Raw genomic sequence first — 24,731 nt, forward strand, 5'->3', positions numbered from 1 at the left:
TCCTTTTTTTGTCAGTCTGGTATGAAGCAGAATCCCGGACTCTGCGGGACCACTCCCTTTCGGGAGCAGACTAAGGCATGATTTCATACTTTTTAATCTTATGGCTCAGGGTGCTGAGCGGCACCGCCAGAGATTCTGCAGCTTTACGGGTTTGCCAGTTGAAGCGTTCCAGCGTTTTCATGATCACCGTGCGCTCATACTGAGTGACGGAATCTTTCAGGGAAGCCATATCCACTTCAGGAAGCGTACTGTTGAACACACTGTCATCCGGGATGTCTGCCTGAACGTCCGGAATAAAAGTGTCTCCTTCACCGAGCTCAATGGCATCGACGGTTTCGAAATCAGATAACAGCACAGCCCGTTCAATGATATTTCTCAGTTCACGGACATTGCCCGGGAAAGGATAATCCATCAGGCTCTGTCGGGCTTTTTTGCTGATGACCGGTTCGCTGTCCAGTCCCAGTTTCTGGCTGGTGAGAGTAATAAAGTGTTCAGCCAGCGGCAGAATGTCAGCCGGACGCTCCCGCAGTGGTGGCAGAGTGATCGGAAAAACATTCAGACGATAAAACAGGTCAGCGCGGAACTCGTTCTTCTGAATTTTCTCCTTCAGATTACAGTGAGTTGCTGCCACAACACGAACATCGATGCTGCGTTCTTCACTGCTGCCGATAGGGCGAATTTTACGCTCCTGCAATACACGCAACAGTTTTGCCTGCAATAACAATGGCATATCACCAATTTCATCCAGAAACAGCGTGCCACCGTCGGCAGCTTCAAACAGACCTTTTTTGTCTTTATCAGCGCCAGTGAATGCTCCTTTTTTGTGACCGAAGAGTTCTGATTCCAGCAGCTGTTCCGGGATTGCCGCGCAGTTCTGCGCGATAAAAGGCTTCCCGGCCCGGTCCGAATTTTCGTGGATATAGCGGGCAATCACTTCTTTCCCCGCACCGGTTTCACCCCGCAGCAGGACATCAACCGGCAGGGCCAGAATACGCTGTAAACGTTCAAGCACCTGACGCATGGGATCGCTTTCGGCAATCGGACCATTGTAGTCGGCTTTCTTCCGGGCTTTCAGCTGCTTGTTTTCACGGTTCAGGGCTGCATTGTCTGCTTCCAGACTCCGCAGACTGGTGTGATAAGTATCCAGCAGCATCGCCTGACGAATACTGGTGCCGGCGAGTTTGGTAAAGACAGACAACGACTGTTCATCTTCAATCAGACACAAATCGAACAGTACCAGCAGACCGACCGTCAGATTCTGGTGATCTTTCAGTGGCCAGGCCAGGAGATTGGCGCTATGCAAATCCATTGCTGTTTCGTTCTGATAGATCGCATCGCAATTGTAGCCGGAGTAGGCATACAGATCGTTGATCAGAACAATTTCGCCTGTGGTGATGGCATAGCCAAACGGATCATTTTCTTTCAGCAGATCCAGCTGCAACGGTACCCAGGGGTGTTCCTGCAGTGGCTGTTCGTGCTTGTGCACGCTGAGGGGAACCAGTGCCTGTCCGGTCTGGTCCAGCACGTACATGATGCCGTGCCGGGCCTGTGTCAGTTGACGCGCCGCTGCCAGGATGGCGTCCATGGTGGACGCCAGCTGGGTACGATCGGCCAGAGTCTGACTGATGGCCAGTAACAGGTTACTGAGTTCTCCAGAATTAACTGAAGGCATACTCGATCATTCCTTGTTCATCGACGGAAATCGTCAGTGTGGTATGGGTGCTTTCCTCACCCTGATGCGACAGCAGCTCGGTCGACAGCTGAGGCAGTAACTGACGGTTAATGACCGCATCAATGTTACGGGCACCCGTTTCGCTCAGGCGGCAGTGGCCCAGTACGAAATCGACCAGATCCTGTTCAAAGGCCAGTGTGAGATCATGGTGTGTTTTCAGGCGCTCGCCCAGTTTGCCCAGTTTATGCTTGATGATGTCGGTCATCGCATCATCAGCCAGTGGCAGATAAGGGATCACATTCATTCGGGCCAGCAGAGCTGGTTTGAAGTAGCGATTCAGTGTCGGACGAATCGCTTCACCAATTTGCGACGCCGTGATGTCGTCACTCTGCTGAGACAGTGCTTCAATCTCCTGTGTCGCCAGGTTACTGGTCATCAGAATCAGGGTGTTCTTGAAGTCAATCGCACGGCCTTCACCGTCGTTCAGCACCCCTTTGTCAAAGACCTGATAGAACAGGTTCATGACTTCAGGATCGGCTTTTTCGACTTCGTCGAGCAGGACAACGGAGTAAGGTCGCTGGCGAACGGCTTCCGTCAGCATGCCACCTTCACCATAACCGACATAGCCCGGAGGTGAGCCGATCAGCCGGGAAACGGTATGTTTCTCCTGGAATTCCGACATATTGATGGTGGTCATAAAGCGCTCACCACCGAATAACTGATCGGCAACCACGCGTGCGGTTTCGGTTTTACCCACACCACTCGGGCCGACCAGCAGGAATACACCCATCGGTGCATCCGGGTTCATCAAGCCGGCTTTCGCTGCACGAATCCCTTCACTCAGGGAATCAATGGCGAAAGGCTGCCCTTTGATGGCGCCAGACAGAGAATCGCTCAGATTCAGTACAGAAGCGGATTCATCTTTCAGCACTTTCCCGACCGGGACGCCTGTCCAGTCTGCGATGACCTGACTGATTTCAGCCGGACCAACTTCAAAGTGAACCAGTGCTTCATCACCGCGGCATTCGTCGAGTGCCCGCTGACAGCGCAGAATGGCTTCGCGGATCGACGCTTCGTCCATGTCCACGGTTTCCTCTGCGGCTTCGGTTGCTTCAGAATCAGCGTCAGCCTCCGATTCACCGGTCGCGATATGCAGCTTTTCGCGCAGACTGATCATTTCGTCAATCAGCGCTTTTTCTTCTGCCCATTGTGCGGTCAGTTCGGCCAGTTCTTCTGTCAGTTCGACGATCTGGCTTTCGATGTGCGGGATCAGTGTGGCATTTTTCTTATCACCGGTTTGCTGAATTTCGTCACGTTTCAGACCGTCCAGCTCACGTTGCAGTGAGGCAATCTGTTGTTGCAGACTTTCAACCGGGGCAGGAGTTGAACGCAGGCTGATGTTGACGCGGGCACAGGCCGTATCCAGAACATCAATTGCTTTATCCGGGAGCTGACGACCTGAAATATATCGGGAAGACATTTCTGCCGCACAGGCAATTGCATCATCACGGACATAAATATTGTGCGCTTTTTCGTAAGCCGGACGCAGACCACGGATGATCAGTGCGGCTTCTTTCGGAGAGGGCTCATCCAGTTTGACCAGCTGGAAACGGCGGGCCAGAGCCGGGTCTTTCTCGAAATACTTCTTGTATTCCGACCAGGTCGTGGCAGCAATAGTTTTCACTTCGCCGCGGGCTAGTGCTGGTTTGAGCAGGTTGGCTGCGTCACTGCCGCCGGCCTGGTTTCCGCCGCCGACCAGCGTGTGTGCTTCATCAATAAACAGAATGATTGGCGTGGGTGAGTTCTTCACTTCTTCCAGCACACCGTTCAGGCGTTTTTCAAATTCACCTTTCACGCTCGCGCCAGCCTGCAGTAAACCCATATCCAGGCCAAACAGCTCGACGCCTTTCAGAATATCCGGTACATCGCCTTCAACAATCTTCAGGGCCAGACCTTCAACCACGGCAGTTTTACCAACGCCGGGCTCACCGACGGCAATCGGATTGTTTTTGCGGCGACGGGCCAGAATATCGATGATCTGGCGGATCTCACGGTCACGGCAGAACACAGGATCAATTTTGCCTTCGCGTGCTTTACCTGTGAAATCAATGGTGAACTTGCTCAGTGCCGAACCTTCCTGACGCGGCTCACTGCTTTCTGTGCTGGCAACCTGAGCCTCAATCGACTCCGCGGTAAACTGGTTGAAGTTGCGTTTCAGGGTTTCACTGTTAATCGGTTCGAACAGTTCCTGAATGTCATGCTGGCCGTAGCGGACCGGGTTTTTCACTAGTGTCAGCAGCAGAGCGCCGGTACGGATTTGCTGATGGCCCAGATCGATGGAAGACATCAGCCAGGTTTCCTGCAGCCATTCAATCAGCAGGGCAGAAAACACCGGTTTGCCGCCTGCGGCTTTTGCACTGCGCTGTAAAGAAGCATTCAGTGACTGGCGAATTAAATTTTCAGAGCAGTCAAAACTAGCCAGAATACAATCAAAGTCACTGTTCGGGCGTTCAAGCAGGCTCAATAAATAATGTTCAATCGATACTTCTGTTGAACGTTCAGACACAGCAAGTGCGGCTGCATCTTCCAGAGCAACTTTTGCAATGGGATGCAGACGCTGAATCAGAGAAGCTAAATTTACGTTAATCATAGGTCCATCAAATTCGAGTCGTGGAAAGCCTTGATTATAATCAGATTCAAAAATTGCTGACGGCGGAGACAAGGGCTCTAAGTGGCTGTATTAGTGACTATTTCATGGCTGAATGACATTCCGCATAGGGACATTCCAATCAGGCGTTTCGAAGTGAGCTTTCTTGTAGGAGAAATGAAAGTTTGTCCTGTGAAATTCACGGATATTCAAAAGTGTGGCAGGGGTTTCAGAATTTACTAAATAAGCGTGTTCTGTCGGGAATTTTTAAAAATGGATAGTAATAAAAAGAGAGGAAGAGTAAAGCAGAATATGATGTTCATATTTAAAAATGAATTTCTGAAAAATGAGAAAATATTCTAATAAGTTAGACGGATTTCTTGGGATTATCGTAATGATTAATCGTAAGTTGTTGATTTAAAATAACTAAAATAGTTGGCACAGTGCTTGCTTTGATATTAGCATCGCAATGATTAGCGATATGTTCAAACTAATCAAAACAATTGAATTTGAAACTGAAAGGAAAGCGATATGCCAACTCCAGCTTATATGTCGATTCACGGTGAAACTCAGGGCCACATTACAAAAGATGCGTACACTGCAGACTCTGTTGGTAATACCTGGCAGGAAGCTCACGTCAATGAATTCCTGGTACAGGAGCTGGATCATGTACTGACTGTACCACGTGACCCGCAAAGCGGTCAGCCAACGGGCCAGCGTGTTCACCGTCCGATTATCGTGACGAAGCAACAAGACCGTACTTCACCACTGCTGTTCAACGCACTGGTCAGCGGCGAGAAACTGCCAGAAGCTTACATTAACTTCTACCGTACTTCGACTCAGGGCAAACAAGAGCATTACTACACCATCAAACTGATTGATGCGCTGCTGGTTGACATGCAAACCCGCATGGCACATTGCCAGGATGCTGCGACTTCTGACCGTGTGGTTGAAGAAGTGCTGAAACTCACTTACCGCGCAATCGAAGTAACGCACGAAGTGTGTGGTACTGCGGGTAACGACGACTGGCGTACGCCGCGCGAAGCTTAATCACGCAGATTGGAACAGGGGCCTTGTCGGCCCCTTTTGTTTTAGGTTAACCGCCCAAGTTGCATCAGGTAAAAGTAATGAGTAATCAGGTTCAATTTTCGTTTTCAATCGAAGCTGCAGAACACGAATTCCGCGTAGAAAGTTTTGAAATTAAAGAGCGTCTGTTTCAACCTTTTGAAATGAAGGTCTCATTACTTTCACGTGATGCAGATATTTCACTCGATGATCTGGTCCGTAAAGCCGGCGTACTGAAACTTTTTGGGCAGGGACGCGATGTTTCCCGTTTGTTCCACGGAATTGTCAAAGAAGTGCGGTTTCTCGGAACCGGCCGCCAGTTCAGTCGTTACGAGCTGATTCTGGTGCCAGAATTGTGGTTCCTGACCCAGCGTCAAGATTGCAGGATCTTCCAGGACCAGACAATTAACGAGATCATCGAATCTGTGCTGACGGATGCGGGTGTGACGGCATTCCGGATGCTGGCTGATGTCGGTGAGAAGCAGGAATATATTCTGCAATACCGCGAGACCGATCTGGCATTTATTCATCGCCTGATGTCTCAGCATGGCCTGTGGTATTTCTTTGATCATACGGAAACCGGTCATGAGCTGGTGATCGTCGATAAAAATGAACTCCTGAGTGAGCTCCCCAGCACAGCAGACAATGCAACACTGGTTCCTGATGCCGGGGAACATACCATTCTGTTTCATGGCGACTCTGGCGGTGTGCCGGATCGCGAGCATATTTTTGATGCGGATTTTGGCAAACGTGTCCACACTGGCTCGGTGTCGCAGTCAGATTATAACTACCTGACGCCGAGAACGAATCTGATGACCAGTGTGGCACAACTGGATGAATCACAAACGTATACGGATCTGGCCATTTACAATTACCCGGGCCGGTACGATCAGCAACCACTCGGTAAATCGCAGTCGGATTATCGTTTGTCTGCCCATAAAATCTCCGGGACTGAACTGAAAGCCGCGGGCTGTGTGATGCGTTTTCTGCCCGGTTACAGTTTCCTGCTGGAAGGTCACCCGCGTCAGTCGCTGAACCGTGATTTCATCCTGCTCGAAGTGGAGCACATCGGCCATGATCCCCAGGTTCATGCCGAAGAAAACAGTGGCGAACCTACCACGTATTACAACCAAATCATCGCATTCCCGGCAGAAATGACATACCGGGCGCCTGTGCTGTCACCCCCTGTTGTGGATGGCCCGCAAACGGCTGTCGTTGTGGGTCCGGCGAACGAAGAAATTTACACCGATAATCTGGGACGGGTGAAAGTGCAGTTTCACTGGGATCGTCATGGTGTTTTGGATGAACATTCAACCTGTTGGGTTCGCGTCAGTCAGACCCTGGCGGGCCCTGACTGGGGCGCCGTGGTATTGCCGCGAATCGGCCATGAGGTCGTGGTGACATTTTTGGATGGTGATCCTGACCGACCGCTTGTCACCGGCACTGTATACAATGCGCTGCACCTGCCGCCGTACCCGTTGCCTGAACATAAAACAAAAACCGTTCTTCGTACACAGACTCATAAAGGCACCGGATTTAACGAAATCTCGTTTGAAGATGAAGCCAATCAAGAGGAAATGTTCTTTCATGCGCAGAAGAACATGCGTACCCAAGTGCTCAACGATCGGTTTGGCGAAATCGGGCAAGATGAAGAATTGATTGTTGGCCATCAACAAACCAATGAAATTCTGGGGAACCAGAAGGAAACTATCGGCGGGAATAAAACTTCGTTGATTGAGCAGACGTTTGTCGAGCAGGTCGAACAAGATGTGACGGTGAATTATCAAGCTAATGAAGTAGTCAGTGTTGCCGGCAACCAGCACTGCCAGTTAGATGAGCACCGTCGCGTTCAGATTGGTCAAAATGACACACTGGAAATCGACGCGGATCTGACCATGGTCATCCTCGCGTCCCTTGCCACCTCAGTCGGGGCGAACGATCAACTGACGGTCGGGGGCGGCTTCCATATAGAAACTAGGGGCGATACCTCAATTCGTGCGGAAGGGAAAACTGCGATTGTTTCTGCTGATGAAATCAGAGTGGAGGTCGGGGCTGCCGGACTGGTGCTTAAAAGCAGCGGAGTTATCGAATTCTATGGTACCGCTATTACGCTCGACGGCATGAGTGACGTGGCAGTGAAAGGCGGAAAGGTCAACATTAATCCCGGCGCCGCCGCAGGAAGTAATAAAGGTGTCAATTCTCTCAGCCCTATCGGATTATCGATAACACGATTGGAGCCACCCGTTATTTCTTCTGCGGTGTATCAGGGCATGATCGAGGAAGGAGTACTGATGATGGAACTTTGTCAATGCGGGAGAGGGAAAACATGTCAACTGCACAGTTAAATCAGGAATGGCAGATTCAGCAAGCCAACCCCACTTTGCCTGCTTCAGATCAAAACGCCTATTTGCTGTTTGAGCCGTTGTTATGGCCGGACTGGAAAACGTTGTTATCTGAAGACGAAGCTGTATCACTATTTTCCAATACGCGTTTTTCGCATTTAGATAATGGACCTCTATTGGTTCCTTTGACACAAAACCTGCAATTATGGCAGAGACTTATGGTTCAACTCGAGTCGACGCCTTGCGGTTGTTTGCTGGCGACGCCAGACACAGTTTCTTTTTCAGAACTGACGGAGTCATTGCGTGAAAGGTTGATAGTTTCACGTGGTCAGGCTGATGCGGTCATTCGGTTTTATGAGCCCCGCAAGTTGTTGATGTTGGTTGGTTCAATGTCTTCTGAACAACGAAAACAGTTTTTCCCCAAACTCCATCGAATTCACTGGTTTGATAAATATTGGCTTTTGGCAGATTGGCACAGCCATGCGGTGGATACTGCCTCAGGTGAGGTATGGCTTATGTCAGATGATCAAATAAACATCATGATGTCTATCGCGGAACAATGGCAAGGAGAAACAGCCTGATGAGTCGAAGTTACACCGTCAAACCGAATGACACCCTGCTGCAGATCGCCATTGATCACCAGGTTGAATATAGCACTCTGCTTGAGTTGAACCCTCAGTATCAGAGTAAACCGGATTTTATTCGGGTCGGCGAACAAGTTCGGTTACCTGACTATAACCAGATTGAGCCAGTTGAGCCTACATATTCTGTGGCACCAGTGTCTGACTTGCGCCCGGTAGAGGCGTCGGGTCCACTGATTTCTCCGCCTTTGTGCCAGCCAAGTGAGGTGCATGATGTGGTGTTTGTGACCGGAGATGGTCCGCTGGAATATTGGATTCTGGATGAAACTGCTTCGAAGTTGCTGGAAGAAGAAACCAAAATTACAGATCGCTTATTACAGGATTACAAAGCTTTAATTGAGCGCGCACCACAAGGTGAAGGTGTGACGCGTGAGCAGTTGGAACAGCATGCCCAGGCCAGAGAAGCTTGGCTGGAAGATGCGAGATACGCCGGAATATTTGCAACTGAGAACAAAGTGCCCAATCGTGCTACACGCAGAGCGGCACAGGTGAAGGCCCGTCGTCCGCTGCCCAATCCAAATCAGGAGCGGGTGAAGGCGATGCTGAAATCACTCGAAAATCGTCGCCGTTTTGTAGCGCAATATCGGGATGATTGGTTTGGTGAAAGCTCGATTGAAACACTCAGAGCGGAAATTCTGAGCCAGATTCAAACTGAGATCGATTATTACAAAACGCTCGAGATGAAAGCCGTCACACCTCAGTCGACCACAAAGTCGGGGGTGGAGATGGATAAAATGAATAAGACAAAGAAAAAATACACGACTCAGCATATTCGTGAACATATCGTGGAAGTTTATTCCATTAATCAAACACGTCATGTGTATATTCGTTCTCGGTTTCATGAGCGTGAAGTCAGGCGCTGGAAACGTGTGGCCCGAAATAGTCATGCGATGAATGCCTTGCACCAAAGAGATTACAGGGGCTTCGGCAGTGCGATTCGAGACGATATTAAGGCTGAACAAAAGAATTTAAAAGTTGAAGGTAAGCTTGCTGAGTGGAAAGCGGATGGCGATAAATTTAAAGAATGGAAAGCGACTCAGCCTTACCTGGATGAAGATGGAGATACGTTTTTTGCGGTCAGCGCTGAAGCTCAGTTGTTTCGTTGGGGAGCACAAGCCAGTGTTTCTACAACATTTGAACCCACGAAAGGAAAAATTGATTTAGGGATTGGTGGGGAAGCCAGCTTTTCACTGGCCGAAGCCAAAACAGAAGCGAGTTTATTCTTCCCTTCTGAAACTGGATTTCCAGTGAAGCTGCACTATAGGGACAGTAATGGGCGCGATGCCACCTATTCATTTGGTTGCTTCCGCTTTCAGGGGAAAGTTACATTAGGTTGCTTTGTTGGTGTGATGCTTGATGGCAGAGTTCAGATTGGACGGCCGGAAGAGAATGGCGCAAATGTCGGGGTGATGTTTACTCCCAGAGTTAATTTAGACAGGGCCCCGAAGGGGGATGTTGGCTTTAAAGCACAAGGGTTCGCTGGTGCACAGGCGAGTGGCCAAATCTCGGGTGGATTGGAGTGGCAACCCCCGAAAGATGAAAATACCTTCAATTTTCAGGTGCTCGCTGAAGTGAAACTCGAGGGCAATATTGCTGCTGGCGCGGGATTCAACGCCGATTTCCAGCTTGCTCTGATCGGGGGACGATTCTACCTCAAATGTTCCGGGCAATTGGTCTGGGGTATCGGTGGCGGTGGTGGTTTTGGCGCCATGATTAATATGGAGCAGTTGTGGGAGCTGGCGAAAATTATCTGGCAGGGTCTACAGTATGTAGATTATCGAGTATTGGCCAATATCGATAAAGCTACTTATGAATATCTGTTAAATTCCACAATTATTGCTTTTGCCAGTGATTTTATTGAAGATCCAAGGGATGCTTTGTTGGAAGCAACGAAAAGTGGATTTGAAAAAATTGACAACTGGTATACTACTTTTAAACAGAGTGGAAATCGTCAAAAAAAATCAGAATTACTCGCCAAACGAATTTTAAACAAAGACACGAGGTCTGGCATCCCATTTAACCAACTGCTCCCTGAAGCCATAGGAATTATGCTGGATCTATTAGTTGAAGAATTTTATTTGAGTTTTAATGAAGAGCAGGAATGGGCAATTCATAAGCTGCTGAAAGAAAGTACATATAGTTGGCATAAGTTTGAAGAAATATTGCAGCGTATGAATCCTGAGGGTCAAAAAATGAGCGGGGATCAAATTATGTTTGATAACCTTGCACGAATTAATGCCATTCTGGATGGTAGTCAACAATCTGCTTTTAATCTTTGGGTGGGGAAATTGGCTGAGCAAGAGAAAACCGACCAGGTTACCTTTGAGCCCTATACACCGTTGAGAGGTCAAGCATTGGCCAGGAAAAAGAATGAAGTCGATTCACAGTTAGTCAAACTTAATTAGAAAAAGAACGCTCGTACAGCATAAATAAAGCCCCTGCAGGGGCTTTATTTGTTGCTGGGACTGATTACTGAAGTGCACAACGGAAACTTGTGCTGTAAAAATATGCACTCTTGACTGGCACAGAATGAATCCTTGAAAAAGTCATAGTTGTTCCTCCCGCATCCCGAAGTACTTTTTCCGTCCCTTCCTTTGGTCCTTTTGGGTTTAGCTCAGGGGAGTATTCGTAGTAGTCAGGGGAGTACCAGTCCTCCACCCATTCACTGACTGGATTGGACATACCATAAATCCCCAAAGGATTCGGGGGATAGCGATCTACTTCTTTGGTATTTGTTGATGTATTTGCATCACTTTCAGTGTATTCGATGTAACGATCAGTCTCGGGATCGAAATAGGCATCTTCCAAAACCTGATTGTAACCATTATTGGTCGCATAATAGTATTTCTGGCCTCGACTTCGGGCAGCATATTCCCACTGTGCCTCGGTGGGTAAGTCGAAGGGCATTGCACTGACCTGACCTAACCATTGACAATAATCTTTCGCTTCCTGCCACGCTTTAGCACTGGCTGGATAATCCTTCATATCAGTTATCAGCCATTGATATGTTTCCGAATCACGTTGGATAATCGACTGATCTTTTGCATCATCTTTGGCCACAGGCAACCCGTTGATCTGACGCATCCACTCCATATCAATAAAGCGCGTTTCAAATTTAGCGATTGAGTAGGAATCGAGTGTGACTGTATGCAAATGATCGGCCCCAGTCATCTGACTCCCCGGTGAACTCAAACATTCAGCATCTGGAGACCAATCCATCCGGTTGACCGTACCGCTGGGAACTTCACAAGGTGCACCAAAATCCCCCATCTTAAAGCTGCCGCCTTCAACAAACACCAGATTCTCAATGGCACGTACCACCACTTCAGCGGCGTTTTGTTTTTGTTCCTGGGTCGCCTCGGGGTAACGCTTTTCGATATTGGCAACGATGGTATCAAGCTGCTGTTGAGAGACAGTTTCGCTGGTGATATTGATGGGGGAGTTGTTGGCATTGCAGGCCGCGAATAATGGCAGCGTACATGCAAGTCCTAGCCTGTAAATATTCATGCTGAAGTCCTTTGTTTTTAGTGCCTTAGTGTAACGAAATGTCTAAAACAAAAACACTGAAAAGCATGTTCAATCATAAATACAACCTGTATTTCTTGAACCAAGCGCACAGGATTTGAGTGCATAAAGCGGTAAATCGAATAGGATGAAAAATTATCTTAGCTGGCCTCCAGCAATCGGCGTTTAATAATGGGGTGATGACGTTGATTGAAACCAATACGGTCGCAGCGATGGACAAAGAGCCTTTCATCCATCAGTAAGGCCAGCCTTTTCACCAGAAGCGCTCAGAGGTCGAGTAACAAGTGACCATGCTTGAGCAGCACAGCCAATCAACTCAGTATGCATAACAATCATGCTCCGAAAGGGTCATTTATTAACGAATAATCGTTGTAACTTACTGTAAAGAACAGTGAGAGCTATTTAAAGCAGAGTAGGTTTCTTGTTCTGGAAAGTTCTTTACTTCGCCCAAAAGTCATTACAGCGCCGGAAAATCCTGAGTATGCGAATATTTTCAGAGGGGATTATCAAGCGATCGAAGGCGAGATTGACTCTGGGAAGTGGTATAAAAACTACTTTAAACAGTCAATTGAATATGCCAAAAGTCAGCTTAGACTTGCTGTTTCATCGGGAAGAACACCGGAAGGTATGATTCATTTTGGTCAGGCGCTTCATGTGATGGAAGATATCTTCGCGCATTCTAACTTCGTGGAACTGGCACTCAACCGAATTTTGAAGGAACTTCCCGGTTTATCCGAAGATGAGCGGCGGCATGTGAATGATTGGGTTCAGGCTGTACCAGTCCAGAGTGCCGATCAGACGGCTCAGAACATTCGTCCTCTGACAACCGGTGTGTTTGGTGCCTCCGATACTTTAGTGAGTTTGCTGTCGGTGGTTGAAAAAACGAAGGATCACAGTCCGGAAGTGGAAGAGGCACATTTTCAAACTCAATTAAGTATTGCATTAATTTTAATGCAAGATTTTGCGCCAAATGCCGTTGAAATGATTTATGATGCCTTCGGCTTGGAATATTCAAGCGAGGATGAAAGAAAAACGGCTGAGCAAGCCCTTGAAAATGCCAAAAAGCTCGATGAGTTATCTTATGATTTCAGAGAAAGTTATCATGCGGTGATGGAGGCAATGTTCGGCTTTATCAATCGATTGACTGCTTTGCTGGCTCGTCAGGCGATGGAAGCGATGAAGAATGCACAGGATGATAGTTCCCCGACGGACCCGACTCACACACAATTGGCAAAAGATCCGGACGAACATCCATTGCATACGATTGCCGCTGAAGCAGCACGTGAAATGGTTAAAACATTTGGAATAACCATGAATGGCGTTTGGAGAAGTGAGGAAAGTTCGGATAAGCTACTGTCATTAGTAGATGATTTCTTCGCCCACCCTGAGCATATTTCGACAAATAGCCCAGTGCATATACAAAATGTATATCATGTGATTGCCAGATGGGCTGCATCAAGCCCCGTTCAGCTAAATCAGGCGAGAAGCTATCAGGGACATCTAGAGCATGAATATCTTAAATTGAAACAGCTTGCTGAATTAAATGATTATCAACTGAAATTTAAGACGGATCTGATGAAAAAGGTGAACCCATGATATCAACATATCCTTGTTCTTTTTTTGCAAAAATATTAGCGGCTGCGGCAGTTTTTTTCTCAGCAACAGCTTATTGCCAAACAGGGATCACGAACACCAGCGGTCAACCTGTTCGATTGGTGATTACTTCAGAAGCTATCATCTTTGATGGCCAGCCATTAAGCTTTGAGAATCCCCTGAAAGACTGGCTTTATGTGTTCGGGGACAATTACATTCAAGGGTATCATGGTTCAGTAGCTGGGTTTTATGCTGATCGGTTTATTTATCCAGAATTAGGGATCGATCTTGAAGTACAAAGAAATAATAAAGCACCTAAATCTGACTGGGTGAATGGACAAGTTGGAACTGTTCAGGATCCAATGAACCGATATCTTGTTGATGTGAGAATAACGCTTACACCCAATACGAAAACAGAGATATTATCGGTTGAGGAAAAATATAAGTCACATCCATATAATACGATGTTTGCAGATTACGCCATTAGTTTTTATGGAGCGGTTGTTGATGATTCAGTAAAGAAAGAGAATGTCATCCGATATGGTGAAGGTGTCGCCATGGACCGGCACTTCAACTCAGTCAATGCCAGTGAATCTGCAACACATAATGCGACGATCTCATTTTATGACTTTTGGGGAAGAAAACCCGAAGTCCCAGTGATGTTAGAGATTTATCCATCCTCGAAATTAAAAAATGAAAATGAAGTGAAGTACTTTGGCCAGATTGTTTCCCGGTAGTCTATTTGGCGGTATGGAGGAAAGGGTGATCATGATATCAGGCACAGGTTTTCATGTTCGCCTAAAAGTGTTCTCTCCCCAAATATTGTCTGTGGTGTGTATGTTGCTCTCTGCAATCTCTGTTTGCAAAGCAGAGAGCGTGAACACCAGCGATCAACCTGTTCGATTGGTGATTACTTCAGAAACTATCACTTTTGATGGTCAGTCATTTCGTTTTGAAAAGCCCCTGAAAGATTGGATTCAAGTACTTGGAGACAACTATATTCAAGGCGAGCGTGATTCGGTTGCTGCATTTAAATCTAAGAGGTTTATCTACCCTGAGTTGGGGATTGATCTTGAAGTGCAAAGAAATACAAAATCGCCTAGTTCTGACTGGGTAAATGGACGGATAGGCATATTGCAGGATCCAATGAGTCGGTACATCACTGATGTGAGAGTTTACCTTACCCCTGAAGTGAAGATGAACCCAGATGCTATTGAACTTAAATATAAAAATCATCCATTTAATACAATGTTTGCAAGTTATGCCATCAATTTTTATGGTGCGATTGTTGATCATTCAGTAAAAAAGGAAAATGTCATCCGATATGGTGAAGGTGTCGCCATGGATCGGCACTTCAATTCGGTTGATGCTAATGTATCTGCGACACATAATGCTACTCTTTTGTTTGATGATTTCTGGGGAAGAAAACCCGAAGTCCCAGTGATGTTAGAGATTTATCCATCCTCAAAATTAAAATACGAAAATGAAGTGAAGTACTTTGGCCAGATTGTTTCCCGGTAGTCTATTTGGCGGTATGGAGGAAAGGGTGATCATGATATCAGGCACAGGTTTTCATGTTCGCCTAAAAGTGTTCTCTCCCCAAATATTGTCTGTGGTGTGTATGTTGCTCTCTGCAATCTCTGTTTGCAAAGCAGAGAGCGTGAACACCAGCGATCAACCTGTTCGATTGGTGATTACTTCAGAAACTATCACTTTTGATGGTAAGTCACTTCGTTTTGAAAAGCCCCTGAAAGATTGGATCAACGTTCTAGGAGAGAACTATATTCAAGGCGAGCGTAATTCAGTTGGATCATTTGATGCTTGGCGTTTTATCTATCCTGATTTAGGGATCGACCTGGAAGTACAGGGAAATAATAAAGCACCCCAATCTGACTGGGTGAATGGACAAGTAGGTACGCTGAATGATCCCATGAGTCGATATATTGTTGATGTGAGGATCAGACTCAATCCAAAGAAACAAATTGATCCTCCTCGCATTAGTGAGGCGAAATATAAAAGCCATCCATACAATACGATGTTTGCAGATTATGCCATCAATTTTTATGGTGCAATTGTTGATCGAAATATTCAGAAAGAACAAGTGCTTCAGTATGGTGCAGGAACCCAAATGGATCAGCACTTTAATTTAGTGAGAGCCAGTGCTTCTGAGACACATGATGCATCTATCGCGTTTCACCATTTCTGGGGACAAAAGCCTGAATTAGCCGTTATGTTAACAGTTTTTCCATCCTCAAAATTAAAATACGAAAATGAAGTGAAGTACTTTGGTCAGGTTGTTTCCCGGTAGTGATTGGGTTTGTTCGGGTACAAAGAAGGAAACGTGATATCACAGTAATCAATGTAACGAGTCCAAATTAACCGGCCAGAGTTTTTTTGAAGCTCAGTCACTGCAATCATCACCAAGTTTGCAGTTATTGCAGAATTGCAGATGCGGGCAGTATGTCTATATTCCTCATTTCTACCCGTCCTTTCTCAAATGATGTCGTATGCTTTTCGGGTTTTAGAATATTTTGATTGGAGACCTGATCTCACTTTCTCTTCAACCTCTCTAACTAAGCGCCTTTTCTCTTTCTCAGCCCCATTTTCTTTGAACCGACACCCCATCACGAAGCACCGAACCTCACATTCAGTGATGATTCGGGTAAAACCACAGGTTTCCAAGAATTGAGAAATTTTTCTAAGAAATTGGATGCCAGGACGGCTTATTGAAATTGCTGTTATTATAAGTGATTGATTTTTATGTTAATAAAAGTTGGCATGCCTGTTGCAATAATAAAATCATCGCAACGTTTAGCGATATGCTCAAACTAATCAAAATAATTGAAATTGAAAGGAAAGCGATATGCCTACTCCAGCTTATATGTCGATTCACGGTGAAACTCAGGGCCACATTACAAAAGATGCGTACACTGCAGACTCTGTTGGTAATACCTGGCAGGAAGCTCACGTCAATGAATTCCTGGTACAGGAGCTGGATCATGTACTGACTGTACCACGTGACCCGCAAAGCGGTCAGCCAACGGGCCAGCGTGTTCACCGTCCGGTTATCGTCACTAAACAGCAAGACCGTACTTCTCCGCTGCTGTTTAACGCACTGGTCAGCGGTGAGAAGCTGCCAGAAGCTTACATTAACTTCTACCGTACCTCGACTCAGGGCAAACAAGAACATTACTACACAGTGAAGCTGATCGATGCGCTGCTGGTTGACATGCAAACCCGTATGGCTCACTGCCAGGACGCAGCAACTTCTGACCGTGTGGTTGAAGAAGTACTGAAGTTTACTTACCGCGCAATCGAAGTGACGCACGAAGTGTGTGGTACAGCAGGTAACGACGACTGGCGTACACCACGCGAAGCGTAATCACGCTGATTGGAAATGGGGCCGCGTTTGGCCCCTTTTGTCTTAGTTGCATCAGGTAAAAGTAATGAGTAATCAGGTTCAATTTTCGTTCTCAATCGAAGAAGCAGAACACGAATTCCGCGTTGAAAGTTTTGAAATCAAAGAGCGTCTGTTTCAACCATTCGAAATTAAGGTGTCATTGCTTTCACGTGATGCAGATATTTCACTCGATGATCTGGTCCGTAAAGCCGGTGTACTGAAACTTTATGGCCAGGGACGCGATGTTTCCCGTTTGTTTCACGGTATTGTCAATGAAGTTCGGTTTCTTGGTACTGGCCGGCAGTTCAGTCGTTATGAACTGATTCTGGTACCAGAACTGTGGTTTCTGACTCAGCGTGAAGACTGCCGGATTTTCCAGGGTCTGACGATTCATGAAATCATTGAGTCAGTGCTGGAAGGTGCAGGTGTGACGGCATTCCGGATGCTGGCCGATGCGGGTGAACAGCAGGAATACATTCTGCAATACCGCGAGACCGATCTGGCGTTTGTTCATCGCCTGATGTCTCAGCATGGTTTGTGGTACTTCTTTGATCATACGGAAACTGGCCACGAGCTGGTGATCGTGGATAAAAATGAACTCCTGAGTGAGCTTCCAAGTACTGCAGACAATGCGACGCTGGTGCCGGGTGCCAGCGAGCATGCCATTCTGTTCCAAGGTGATTCTGGCGGTGTGCCGGATCGGGAACATATCTTTGAGGCTGACTTTGGTCAACGGGCACACACAGGCGCGGTGTCGCAGACGGATTATAACTATCTGACGCCGAAAACCAGCCTGATGGCGAATGTGCCAGAGTCTGATGAGTCAGAAGCGTATACCGATCTGGCGATTTACAATTATCCTGGCCGTTACGGCCAGCAGCCCCACGGTAAGTTGCAGTCGGATTATCGCCTGTCGGCGCTGAAAATTTCCGGTACTGAACTGAAGGCAATGGGCTGTGTGATGCGTTTTCTGCCGGGTTACAGCTTTGTGATGGAAAGCCATCCGCGTCAGTCGCTGAACCGGGATTTTATCCTGTTGGAAGTGAAACATGTCGGTCGGGATCCTCAGGTTCATGCAGAAGAAAACAGCGGCGAACCGACCATTTACTACAACGAATTCAAGGCATTTCCTGCCGAAATGACCTACCGCGCGCCTGCATTGCCTGCGCCTGTGATCGAAGGCCCGCAGACAGCCGTCGTGGTAGGTCCCGAAAACGAAGAGATCTATACCGACAATCTTGGCCGGGTGAAGGTGCAGTTTCACTGGGACCGGCTGGGCAGCATGAATGAGCACTCGACCTGTTGGGTGCGTGTCAGTCAGACGCTGGCTGGACCCAACTGGGGTGCAGTATTCCTGCCGCGTATCGGCCATGAAGTGGTCGTGACCTTCCTCGAAGGCGACCCGGATCAGCCATTGGTGACCGGCTCCGTTTATAACGGGTTGCACCGCCCGCCTTATGATCTGCCGTTGAAGAAAACACGAACCACACTGCGATCTAAAACCCATAAGGGTGAGGGATACAACGAAATCAGCCTGGATGATGAAAACAATCAGGAAGAGTTGTATCTGCGGGCACAGAAAGACATGTCCGTAAAAGTGCTGAACGACCGTTTCGAACAGATTGGCAACGATGACATGCTGACAGTAGCCCGTCATAAAACCAATGAGATTGGTCAGAATCAGAAAGAAACCATTAAGGGCACAAAAACGACTGAAGTGAAGGGTACCTTCACGGAAACCGTCGATGGTGATGTCACGGTCACATACAACAGTAACGAATCTGTGACGGTTGTGAAGAACGCCAGCCTGAAGGTAAATCAGAACCGCACGACGGAAATCGGAAAGAACGATGAACTGACGGTGATGGAAAACCAGACGCTGACGGTGCATGGCTCACGTCAGACGCAGGTTGATAAAGACAACAACCTTAATGTTGACGGTAATTCGACGCTCACAGTCACTGGCAATATTACTTCTGAGTCAAAGAGTACGACCCAGATTATCAGTAAAGACAAAATCGTCCTGAAAGCCGGACAGTCGCAAATTGTGCTGAACAGTGATGGCACGATCCAGGTGACGGGCGCGTCCATCACGATTAATGGTTCAGATAAAGTTGTTGTTCAGGGCGGAAAAGTATCGGTGAACTAATGCAAAAACAGCAGACGCAACGAAGTCAGTTCTTTGAAACAGGTGCCGGGGAATCCCCGGCGTCTTTGCATCCCCGCTTCGGCCGGATTCTGGCGATTGAGGGGGACTGTGTCCGTGTGACTTTCGATGGCTGCGACATGCCATCGGGCATGGCTGCGCGACTCGGTCGGCAGTTCTCGGTTGCTGAGCTGGAACTGGCGAGGCAAAACGCGTTGTCCTGCCGGGTTGAGTTTGTCGGTCAGGATCCGAATTTACCGCTGATCACGGATATCTTTTTTTCGATTATAGAACAGCGGGATGAGCTGGTTCTGAAGGCAAAAAATATCCGGATTGAAGCGGAAAACGAGTTAGTCGTCGCCGGCGGTGAAGCGCAAACCCGTTATGAAGCCAGGCAGAAACGGGTCACGACGGAAGGCAAGTATATTCATAGCCAGGCCGAGAAATCCCAGAAGATTCAGGGTGCAATCATAGCGATTAACTGACGGATGCTGACCATGATGAACAGTCTGATTAAGCCGGAAACGCCGGGGTTTGCCAAGTTAAAGGATGAGAATATCCAACAGCTGGCCGCACGTATGAAACAGACGATTGAACAGGCCAATGCGACGTCGCCGGGGATTCTGCGTTTTGCCAGAGAAAAAGCAGAAACGGCTGCAACAGAAATTCGCTTTTTACTGATGCAGCAAAACCGTGCTTTCAATGCCGGGCTGCCGGATACACGCAGTCATTACTACCATTTGGTGAACCGGAAACTGAACCAGTATCTGGCGGTATTGATTGCTTTGTACCGGGTAGAGCCGGGCTATATCCTCTGGCTGGCTGACATCTACCCTCAGGTGTTGCTCTGGGTACTGACCTCAGCTGATCTCGAATCACTTGATGCGGAAGCTTGCGAACTGGCACTTTTGCTGACGGAGAAAATGCCGGCGAAACAGTGGCAGCAAGTGGTGACCCTGGCGACTGCTACAGGATTGCCGCTGATATTGCAGTCGGCTGCGATCAGCGAACTCAATCAGGCCGAGCCTGCCATGCAGGCATTGATCCGGCGGAGTGAACTTACTGAAACATTTGCCTCACTGTGTATTCGTGAAGGAACGGACAAAGTCAGTTTGCTCGCTCGGTATCATCTGGCCCGGATGGGGCAAGAGGCGGGGATCAATTGGATCAACGAGCACGGTCATCCGTCCAAATCACTTTTCACCCATCTGCTGGTCCGCAAAGACAAAGTCGCCTGGCTACGGGGTGAATTGCTGCCGCAGGCGGACTATCTGACCGACGTGCCAATATATGCCATTCTCAATCGCCTGCCGGAATCGTTTGAACAGCCTGATTTTCAGCAGGATGAACGGGCTTATCTGAAGGCTGCTCTGGCAGGGGATCCGGACACCGTCCAACTCATGATTGAAGCGATCCGGCAGGAAGATGATGACACGCGTCTTGAAAACTGGGTCCATGCGCTGACCCTGATCCTGGGGGAGCTGCTACCGGTGCGGGTGTCTGAGTTAGGTGTGAAATATGACGGCCAGCAAGCGGCAGACATTCTGGCGTACTGGTGGCAGCACAACCATGGCGGGTACACCTTGTCTCCGATGATGCGGATGGGCAGCGCACTGAGCTACACCAGCAGTATTGATGCATTGCGCAGCCAGTCGTTACCGGCTGAGTTCCGGACCTGGGTCTGGAAAGAACTCTGTCTGAACGGCGGTATTTATGTGGCTTACGATCCGATGAGCTGGCCGGAACGTCAGCGCCGCGCGATTTACACACTCTCCAATAACACGACTGCCGCAGAGCGGTATGACCTGAGGATACGCGATGCAGCTGTGGGACGTTGAATCTTCTTTGCCTTATGCCACGAAAGGGCAGTTCGTCCGGGATCATGACGGACAATCCGTGTGGGTCGTTTGCATGAAGACCGGCTGGCAGCTGGTGGGCGGACAATGGCAGCCGCTCAAATCTCAACCGGACATCTACTCCACACCGGTGTTTGCAGGAGAGCCCGGATTTTCTGCATTGCTGGCTGATCAGGATTTTGTGGTGACCAAGGCCAACACGGATGTGCTTGTCAGCGGCCATGCCAGAAGTTATGGCAAAACGCCCGTCACGAAAATGAATTGCCGCCTTTTAATCGAAGGGCACATTGATAAAACGCTGCTGGTGCTGGGGACACGTCAGTGGATCACTCAGGCCGGTCAGGTGGGCGTGACCGTGCCCGCTGCCTTTATCGAACAACCTGTGTCTTCTGCACAGACCATAGGCGGCGAAGATGAAAGGAACCGTGTTGGCTGTGGTGTCGCGCAGAAAACTCAGAACTTGCTGACGCAGCCGGTCCCGTCTGTCTTTTACCCCGGGCAGGACTGGCAACTGGAAGCGTCGAAAATCAAGCCTGCCAGTTTCGGCCCGATCGCCGTGTTCGATATGCCCCGGTCCAGACTGGCGGGTACCTTTGATGAAGCATGGGAAGAGGAGCGCCGTCCGCTTTATCCGGTGGATTTCAATCCGGCGTTTTATCAGTCTGCACCTGCTGATCAACAAACCAAGGGTTTGTTAGAAGGGGGAGAACGGCTGATTGTCTCCGGCTTCAGCCACGAAGAAACGCTGTATTTCACCGTGCCGAGACGCAGTTTTGAAGCGCAGGCCGCTTTTGGTGAAAACAAAGAAAAGCAGGCCATGGCATTACACACGTTATCGGTGGATGCCGATGCACTGATTGTTACGGCAACCTGGTCAGCCGCTTTCCCGTGTCAGGGACGGGAAGCGCAGCTCATCAATACTGTCATTTCTGAAGAGAAGGCCACTGTATGAGTGCGACATCAGCAAGATATGTGCTATGTGCAGACGCAGTAACGGCTGCCGGATTTAATCTGGATGTGTCGGTTGCTGTGGCGCAAGCCAATCTGGATATGTATGAAACCCGCATTTTGGGCGAGGGCGATGAAAAGGCAACGGTCGCTCCCGTCTGCTATCTGGATACAGAAGAGAGCGTGACCGACCGATTGCTGTCGCTGCTGACTTTGCTGGTGAATCAGCTGACGATTCAGCTCCCGGGCAGTCTTTCGTCGGTGCCCCTGTATGTCCGGATGCCGGATGCTGTCACGCAGCGCATGCTCGATGAGTGGCTGGCGCAATTGCAGCAGGATGAAGATTCCCAGAAAACAATTTCCCGTGTGGTACTCAGCCATGTCTCCGGCCATCAGCATTTTTCAGAGGTACAGAAGGCACTGAATGATGAGGAAGTTCTGATTGCAGTATCCGTCGATTCCCCGATTGCCAAACTGGATGAATTGTCAGAACAACAGTGGCTGCAAACGAATCGTCAGCCGTGGGGCGTCATTGCCAGTGAAGGTGCAGCCGGTGCAATACTGGCCAGCCGTAGCTTTGTCGAGGCCATGAAAATCAAACCGCTGGCTGTGCTGGACAGCTGGTGCCATGAGCCGGGTGAGGACTTCCGCCTGATGTCCCGGGTTTTACGCAGGCAATGTAAAACCGTGGACGACTTTGGTTTGCTGTTCAGCGACATGACTAACCTGAGACAACATCAGGAAGACTATGGTTTTGCGATTGGCGCCCGAGGCGAACGGCTTGTGAATCCGGAGCAGATCATACTCAGCCATTCTCTGTGGGGCTATCTCGGCGATGCTTCCTTGTTCGCCACGCTCGCACTGGCTGTGCATCACAATAGCCAGCATCTGATCCGAAGTTTGTTTCTGTTTGGTGCGGACAGCAGCCGGGCGATGCTCACCCTGTCTTTACCTGAAATACCGAAACCTGCCTGATAAGCAGGGAACTTATTGTGTGTGAAGAGAAAAACTGAATTTTTTGGCTCAATGCCACAAAGTCACGTAATGAATACGGGCAGAGTATTAAATCAGTTGATTAGGTCATTCAATCTGTTAGGGTTTTTCGCTGTACGTCTGGATGATGGTACACATTGTTCTTTCAAGAACGGACAAACCAAAAGTGAATCCTGGCTGGTGTAATTCTGAATCTGGCATTAGCACCCGCAGCCAGCAAGATTACATGCAAACAACGCTGCGGAGACTGTCATCTCGATGTGCTGTCTACAGAGACTGAATGACCAATCAGATTGCCGAAAACTCTTCTCACACCATATAACACGTAGCCTGATGTTCTGTGAACTGAATAACAGGCCTGTTTCCCTCATGCTGTCTGTCAGAATGTCTGTCGTTTTGTGCACAGTATCTTCCGGCAAACAATATGATTCCGCTTCGTCATTGCGATAAAAAACGAGAAGATTCATATGGAAAAAGTGAGATATGTAAAGGCGAATTACACGCCACTTGAAGATATCACCCCATTGCCGCGCAATGTTGTGACTCAAGCTATTGAACCCGTCCCGGATCATAAACTGGTGGTTGAACTGGCCGGGCAGTGGCAGAGGAATAGTGCTTATTTACGTCTTGCAAAGACAGAAACACAAAGTGAGAAAATTGAAAAGCCCCGGGCAGATGCGAAAAAGGATCACCGAAGTCTGGTTGAGTTTCAGGGATTGGAGAACGAAGCGAAGAATTTATACCTCGTCATTCCTTCACGGGTGACCCCGATGCCTATCATGCTTTCATTGGCAGACAATCTGATGCCAGTCGAAAAGCAGACTGAATTGGATGAGTGGGAAACTGTACTTGTTCCTGTCGTTCCGATGTACTTGCCGACTGAAGATAAAGATCCTGCAAAAGCTTCGCTTTATGAACCGGGTTATGTGTACATTCTTCGTGATGGCAAAGTATGGCGTGAAATTTATATCACTGAGCAAGGCTATTTCAGTGAGGTAAACCTGACGCTTGAGGTGAGTAACGATAAAAAGCAGACCCTTGCAGTTGAGAGACATGTTGATATTACTCTAGTCAGTGAAGAAACGGGTGCGCGATATTCCTATGAACCTTATGAAGTGAAGCAAGACGGCAAAACTGTGTTCACCTCCAGACTTGATGGTTCAGGTATGGGACGTGTATTTGGACTGACAGCAGAAGAAGTGGAAATTGTACTTACTGATTACACTCCGGTGAGAACATTTACTTTAGCGACGAAAGAAAGTCCTAAAAAAGGTGGGCGGGCTGTCTTGAGGGAACCGGAAGGGATGGCTATGCCACATTTATGGTTACCTTATAAGATTAATGGCGAAATTATTCAACTGCATGCAATCTACTGTACGCAGCAACAAACGAGTAGTCAGCTTTCAGAACTTGAACAAGGGTACGCAGAAAGAGCGACTGAAATCACTGGTATGGATACTTATACTCAGGGGAAAGGTTTCACTGATACAACTGCTGTGACTCAAAATCTGACAATACCTGAATCCGTCACATCAGCTTCGTCAAAATATAGTTTGTTGAAGAATCAGATAGATAAAAATATTGCTGCGATTTATTTAAATGCGCCTCAGCCTGAAATTCGCTTGACCTATTATGCGCATCCACAGATTGATCAGCCGGATGATTTTTTTGAATTGTCCGATTCTGAAAGTGAATGGACACAAAAGGTTTATCTGAGAAGCTGTGATTTTATTGACAAAAAACATCGAATGATCCGATTTTCTGGCTGGCCGAGTGAAGTAAAAAAAGTCACATTGAGCCGAACGAATAAAGGCAGTGAGGAGTTTGATGTGATTGAACCTGTAATTATTTACAAAGATATAGATATCAGCGAACTATTAAATTAACGTTGGCAAAGGAAAGA

General features: G+C 48.0%; 18 protein-coding genes. 15 read left to right on the plus strand and 3 right to left on the minus strand.

The features are described from left to right. Positions 1-70: 70 nt before the first annotated feature. Together SPK40_RS15695 and tssH are read right to left on the minus strand one after the other, a co-directional pair. The gene (locus SPK40_RS15695) at positions 71-1,672 is read right to left on the minus strand and encodes a sigma 54-interacting transcriptional regulator (protein ID WP_330961093.1); all 1,602 of its coding nucleotides are present in this window, start codon (positions 1,670-1,672) and stop codon (positions 71-73) included. After that, positions 1,659-4,322 carry a type VI secretion system ATPase TssH gene (gene tssH / locus SPK40_RS15700; RefSeq protein ID WP_330961094.1) on the minus strand — a complete coding sequence of 888 codons (2,664 nt, stop codon included), beginning with the start codon at positions 4,320-4,322 and terminating at the stop codon, positions 1,659-1,661. Before tssH ends, SPK40_RS15695 begins: the two co-directional genes overlap by 14 nt. Positions 4,323-4,850: 528 nt before the next feature. On the opposite strand from tssH, the gene SPK40_RS15705 reads away from it, so the two are divergent. The 4 genes from SPK40_RS15705 (at position 4,851) to SPK40_RS15720 (ending at position 10,772) form a co-directional block, all read left to right on the plus strand. Further along, positions 4,851-5,369: an Hcp family type VI secretion system effector gene (locus SPK40_RS15705; protein ID WP_036753264.1), complete on the plus strand. Its 519-nt coding sequence runs from the start codon at positions 4,851-4,853 to the stop codon at positions 5,367-5,369. Between the two features lie 77 nt (positions 5,370-5,446). Beyond that, positions 5,447-7,729: a type VI secretion system Vgr family protein gene (locus SPK40_RS15710; protein ID WP_330961095.1), complete on the plus strand. Its 2,283-nt coding sequence runs from the start codon at positions 5,447-5,449 to the stop codon at positions 7,727-7,729. Continuing rightward, on the plus strand, positions 7,711-8,307 hold the full coding sequence (locus SPK40_RS15715) for a DUF4123 domain-containing protein (protein ID WP_330961096.1): 597 nt from the start codon (positions 7,711-7,713) through the stop codon (positions 8,305-8,307). Before SPK40_RS15710 ends, SPK40_RS15715 begins: the two co-directional genes overlap by 19 nt. Continuing rightward, on the plus strand, positions 8,307-10,772 hold the full coding sequence (locus SPK40_RS15720) for a LysM peptidoglycan-binding domain-containing protein (protein WP_330961097.1): 2,466 nt from the start codon (positions 8,307-8,309) through the stop codon (positions 10,770-10,772). Before SPK40_RS15715 ends, SPK40_RS15720 begins: the two co-directional genes overlap by 1 nt. A gap of 64 nt (positions 10,773-10,836) precedes the next feature. Here SPK40_RS15720 and SPK40_RS15725 read toward each other — a convergent pair whose 3' ends face one another. After that, on the minus strand, positions 10,837-11,874 hold the full coding sequence (locus tag SPK40_RS15725) for a formylglycine-generating enzyme family protein (protein ID WP_330961098.1): 1,038 nt from the start codon (positions 11,872-11,874) through the stop codon (positions 10,837-10,839). Between the two features lie 543 nt (positions 11,875-12,417). On the opposite strand from SPK40_RS15725, the gene SPK40_RS15730 reads away from it, so the two are divergent. From SPK40_RS15730 to SPK40_RS15780, 11 genes are all read left to right on the plus strand, one after another. Further along, positions 12,418-13,488, plus strand: coding sequence for an HET-C-related protein (locus SPK40_RS15730; protein ID WP_330961191.1), 1,071 nt, complete (start codon positions 12,418-12,420; stop codon positions 13,486-13,488). Continuing rightward, on the plus strand, positions 13,485-14,222 hold the full coding sequence (locus SPK40_RS15735) for a hypothetical protein (protein ID WP_330961099.1): 738 nt from the start codon (positions 13,485-13,487) through the stop codon (positions 14,220-14,222). The genes SPK40_RS15730 and SPK40_RS15735 overlap by 4 nt, the downstream gene beginning before the upstream one ends. Before the next feature lie 31 nt (positions 14,223-14,253). After that, complete coding sequence (locus SPK40_RS15740) at positions 14,254-15,006, plus strand: DUF7738 domain-containing protein (protein WP_330961100.1); 753 nt, start codon at positions 14,254-14,256, stop codon at positions 15,004-15,006. Between the two features lie 31 nt (positions 15,007-15,037). After that, positions 15,038-15,793, plus strand: a complete 756-nt coding sequence (locus SPK40_RS15745; RefSeq protein ID WP_330961101.1) for a DUF7738 domain-containing protein — start codon at positions 15,038-15,040, stop codon at positions 15,791-15,793. A gap of 555 nt (positions 15,794-16,348) precedes the next feature. Continuing rightward, positions 16,349-16,867, plus strand: coding sequence for an Hcp family type VI secretion system effector (locus tag SPK40_RS15750; RefSeq protein WP_248142708.1), 519 nt, complete (start codon positions 16,349-16,351; stop codon positions 16,865-16,867). A 64-nt stretch (positions 16,868-16,931) separates the two neighbouring features. Continuing rightward, a complete protein-coding gene (locus SPK40_RS15755) occupies positions 16,932-19,034 on the plus strand; it encodes a type VI secretion system Vgr family protein (RefSeq protein ID WP_330961102.1) in 2,103 nt (700 codons plus the stop codon). Then, a complete protein-coding gene (locus tag SPK40_RS15760) occupies positions 19,034-19,516 on the plus strand; it encodes a hypothetical protein (protein WP_330961103.1) in 483 nt (160 codons plus the stop codon). The genes SPK40_RS15755 and SPK40_RS15760 overlap by 1 nt, the downstream gene beginning before the upstream one ends. A 12-nt stretch (positions 19,517-19,528) precedes the next feature. Continuing rightward, a complete protein-coding gene (locus tag SPK40_RS15765; RefSeq protein WP_330961104.1) occupies positions 19,529-20,869 on the plus strand; it encodes a hypothetical protein in 1,341 nt (446 codons plus the stop codon). Next, positions 20,850-21,839, plus strand: a complete 990-nt coding sequence (locus SPK40_RS15770; RefSeq protein WP_330961105.1) for a DUF2169 family type VI secretion system accessory protein — start codon at positions 20,850-20,852, stop codon at positions 21,837-21,839. The genes SPK40_RS15765 and SPK40_RS15770 overlap by 20 nt, the downstream gene beginning before the upstream one ends. Next, positions 21,836-22,810, plus strand: coding sequence for a hypothetical protein (locus SPK40_RS15775; protein ID WP_330961106.1), 975 nt, complete (start codon positions 21,836-21,838; stop codon positions 22,808-22,810). The genes SPK40_RS15770 and SPK40_RS15775 overlap by 4 nt, the downstream gene beginning before the upstream one ends. A 485-nt stretch (positions 22,811-23,295) precedes the next feature. After that, positions 23,296-24,714, plus strand: coding sequence for a hypothetical protein (locus tag SPK40_RS15780; RefSeq protein WP_330961107.1), 1,419 nt, complete (start codon positions 23,296-23,298; stop codon positions 24,712-24,714). Positions 24,715-24,731: the final 17 nt, after the last annotated feature.

Source organism: Photobacterium sp. 53610, from assembly GCF_036409375.1.
Taxonomy (GTDB): domain Bacteria; phylum Pseudomonadota; class Gammaproteobacteria; order Enterobacterales; family Vibrionaceae; genus Photobacterium.

What these genes read in the sequence shown, in the direction of transcription:
- SPK40_RS15710 (WP_330961095.1), top strand. Translation starts at nt 5,447, where the DNA reads ATGAGTAATCAGGTTCAATTTTCGTTTTCAATCGAAGCTGCAGAACAC.
- SPK40_RS15745 (WP_330961101.1), top strand. Translation starts at nt 15,038, where the DNA reads ATGATATCAGGCACAGGTTTTCATGTTCGCCTAAAAGTGTTCTCTCCC.
- tssH (WP_330961094.1), bottom strand. Translation starts at nt 4,322, where the DNA reads ATGATTAACGTAAATTTAGCTTCTCTGATTCAGCGTCTGCATCCCATT.
- SPK40_RS15735 (WP_330961099.1), top strand. Translation starts at nt 13,485, where the DNA reads ATGATATCAACATATCCTTGTTCTTTTTTTGCAAAAATATTAGCGGCT.
- SPK40_RS15780 (WP_330961107.1), top strand. Translation starts at nt 23,296, where the DNA reads ATGGAAAAAGTGAGATATGTAAAGGCGAATTACACGCCACTTGAAGAT.
- SPK40_RS15725 (WP_330961098.1), bottom strand. Translation starts at nt 11,874, where the DNA reads ATGAATATTTACAGGCTAGGACTTGCATGTACGCTGCCATTATTCGCG.
- SPK40_RS15775 (WP_330961106.1), top strand. Translation starts at nt 21,836, where the DNA reads ATGAGTGCGACATCAGCAAGATATGTGCTATGTGCAGACGCAGTAACG.
- SPK40_RS15765 (WP_330961104.1), top strand. Translation starts at nt 19,529, where the DNA reads ATGATGAACAGTCTGATTAAGCCGGAAACGCCGGGGTTTGCCAAGTTA.
- SPK40_RS15755 (WP_330961102.1), top strand. Translation starts at nt 16,932, where the DNA reads ATGAGTAATCAGGTTCAATTTTCGTTCTCAATCGAAGAAGCAGAACAC.
- SPK40_RS15705 (WP_036753264.1), top strand. Translation starts at nt 4,851, where the DNA reads ATGCCAACTCCAGCTTATATGTCGATTCACGGTGAAACTCAGGGCCAC.
- SPK40_RS15715 (WP_330961096.1), top strand. Translation starts at nt 7,711, where the DNA reads ATGTCAACTGCACAGTTAAATCAGGAATGGCAGATTCAGCAAGCCAAC.
- SPK40_RS15770 (WP_330961105.1), top strand. Translation starts at nt 20,850, where the DNA reads ATGCAGCTGTGGGACGTTGAATCTTCTTTGCCTTATGCCACGAAAGGG.
- SPK40_RS15740 (WP_330961100.1), top strand. Translation starts at nt 14,254, where the DNA reads ATGATATCAGGCACAGGTTTTCATGTTCGCCTAAAAGTGTTCTCTCCC.
- SPK40_RS15760 (WP_330961103.1), top strand. Translation starts at nt 19,034, where the DNA reads ATGCAAAAACAGCAGACGCAACGAAGTCAGTTCTTTGAAACAGGTGCC.
- SPK40_RS15750 (WP_248142708.1), top strand. Translation starts at nt 16,349, where the DNA reads ATGCCTACTCCAGCTTATATGTCGATTCACGGTGAAACTCAGGGCCAC.
- SPK40_RS15720 (WP_330961097.1), top strand. Translation starts at nt 8,307, where the DNA reads ATGAGTCGAAGTTACACCGTCAAACCGAATGACACCCTGCTGCAGATC.
- SPK40_RS15695 (WP_330961093.1), bottom strand. Translation starts at nt 1,672, where the DNA reads ATGCCTTCAGTTAATTCTGGAGAACTCAGTAACCTGTTACTGGCCATC.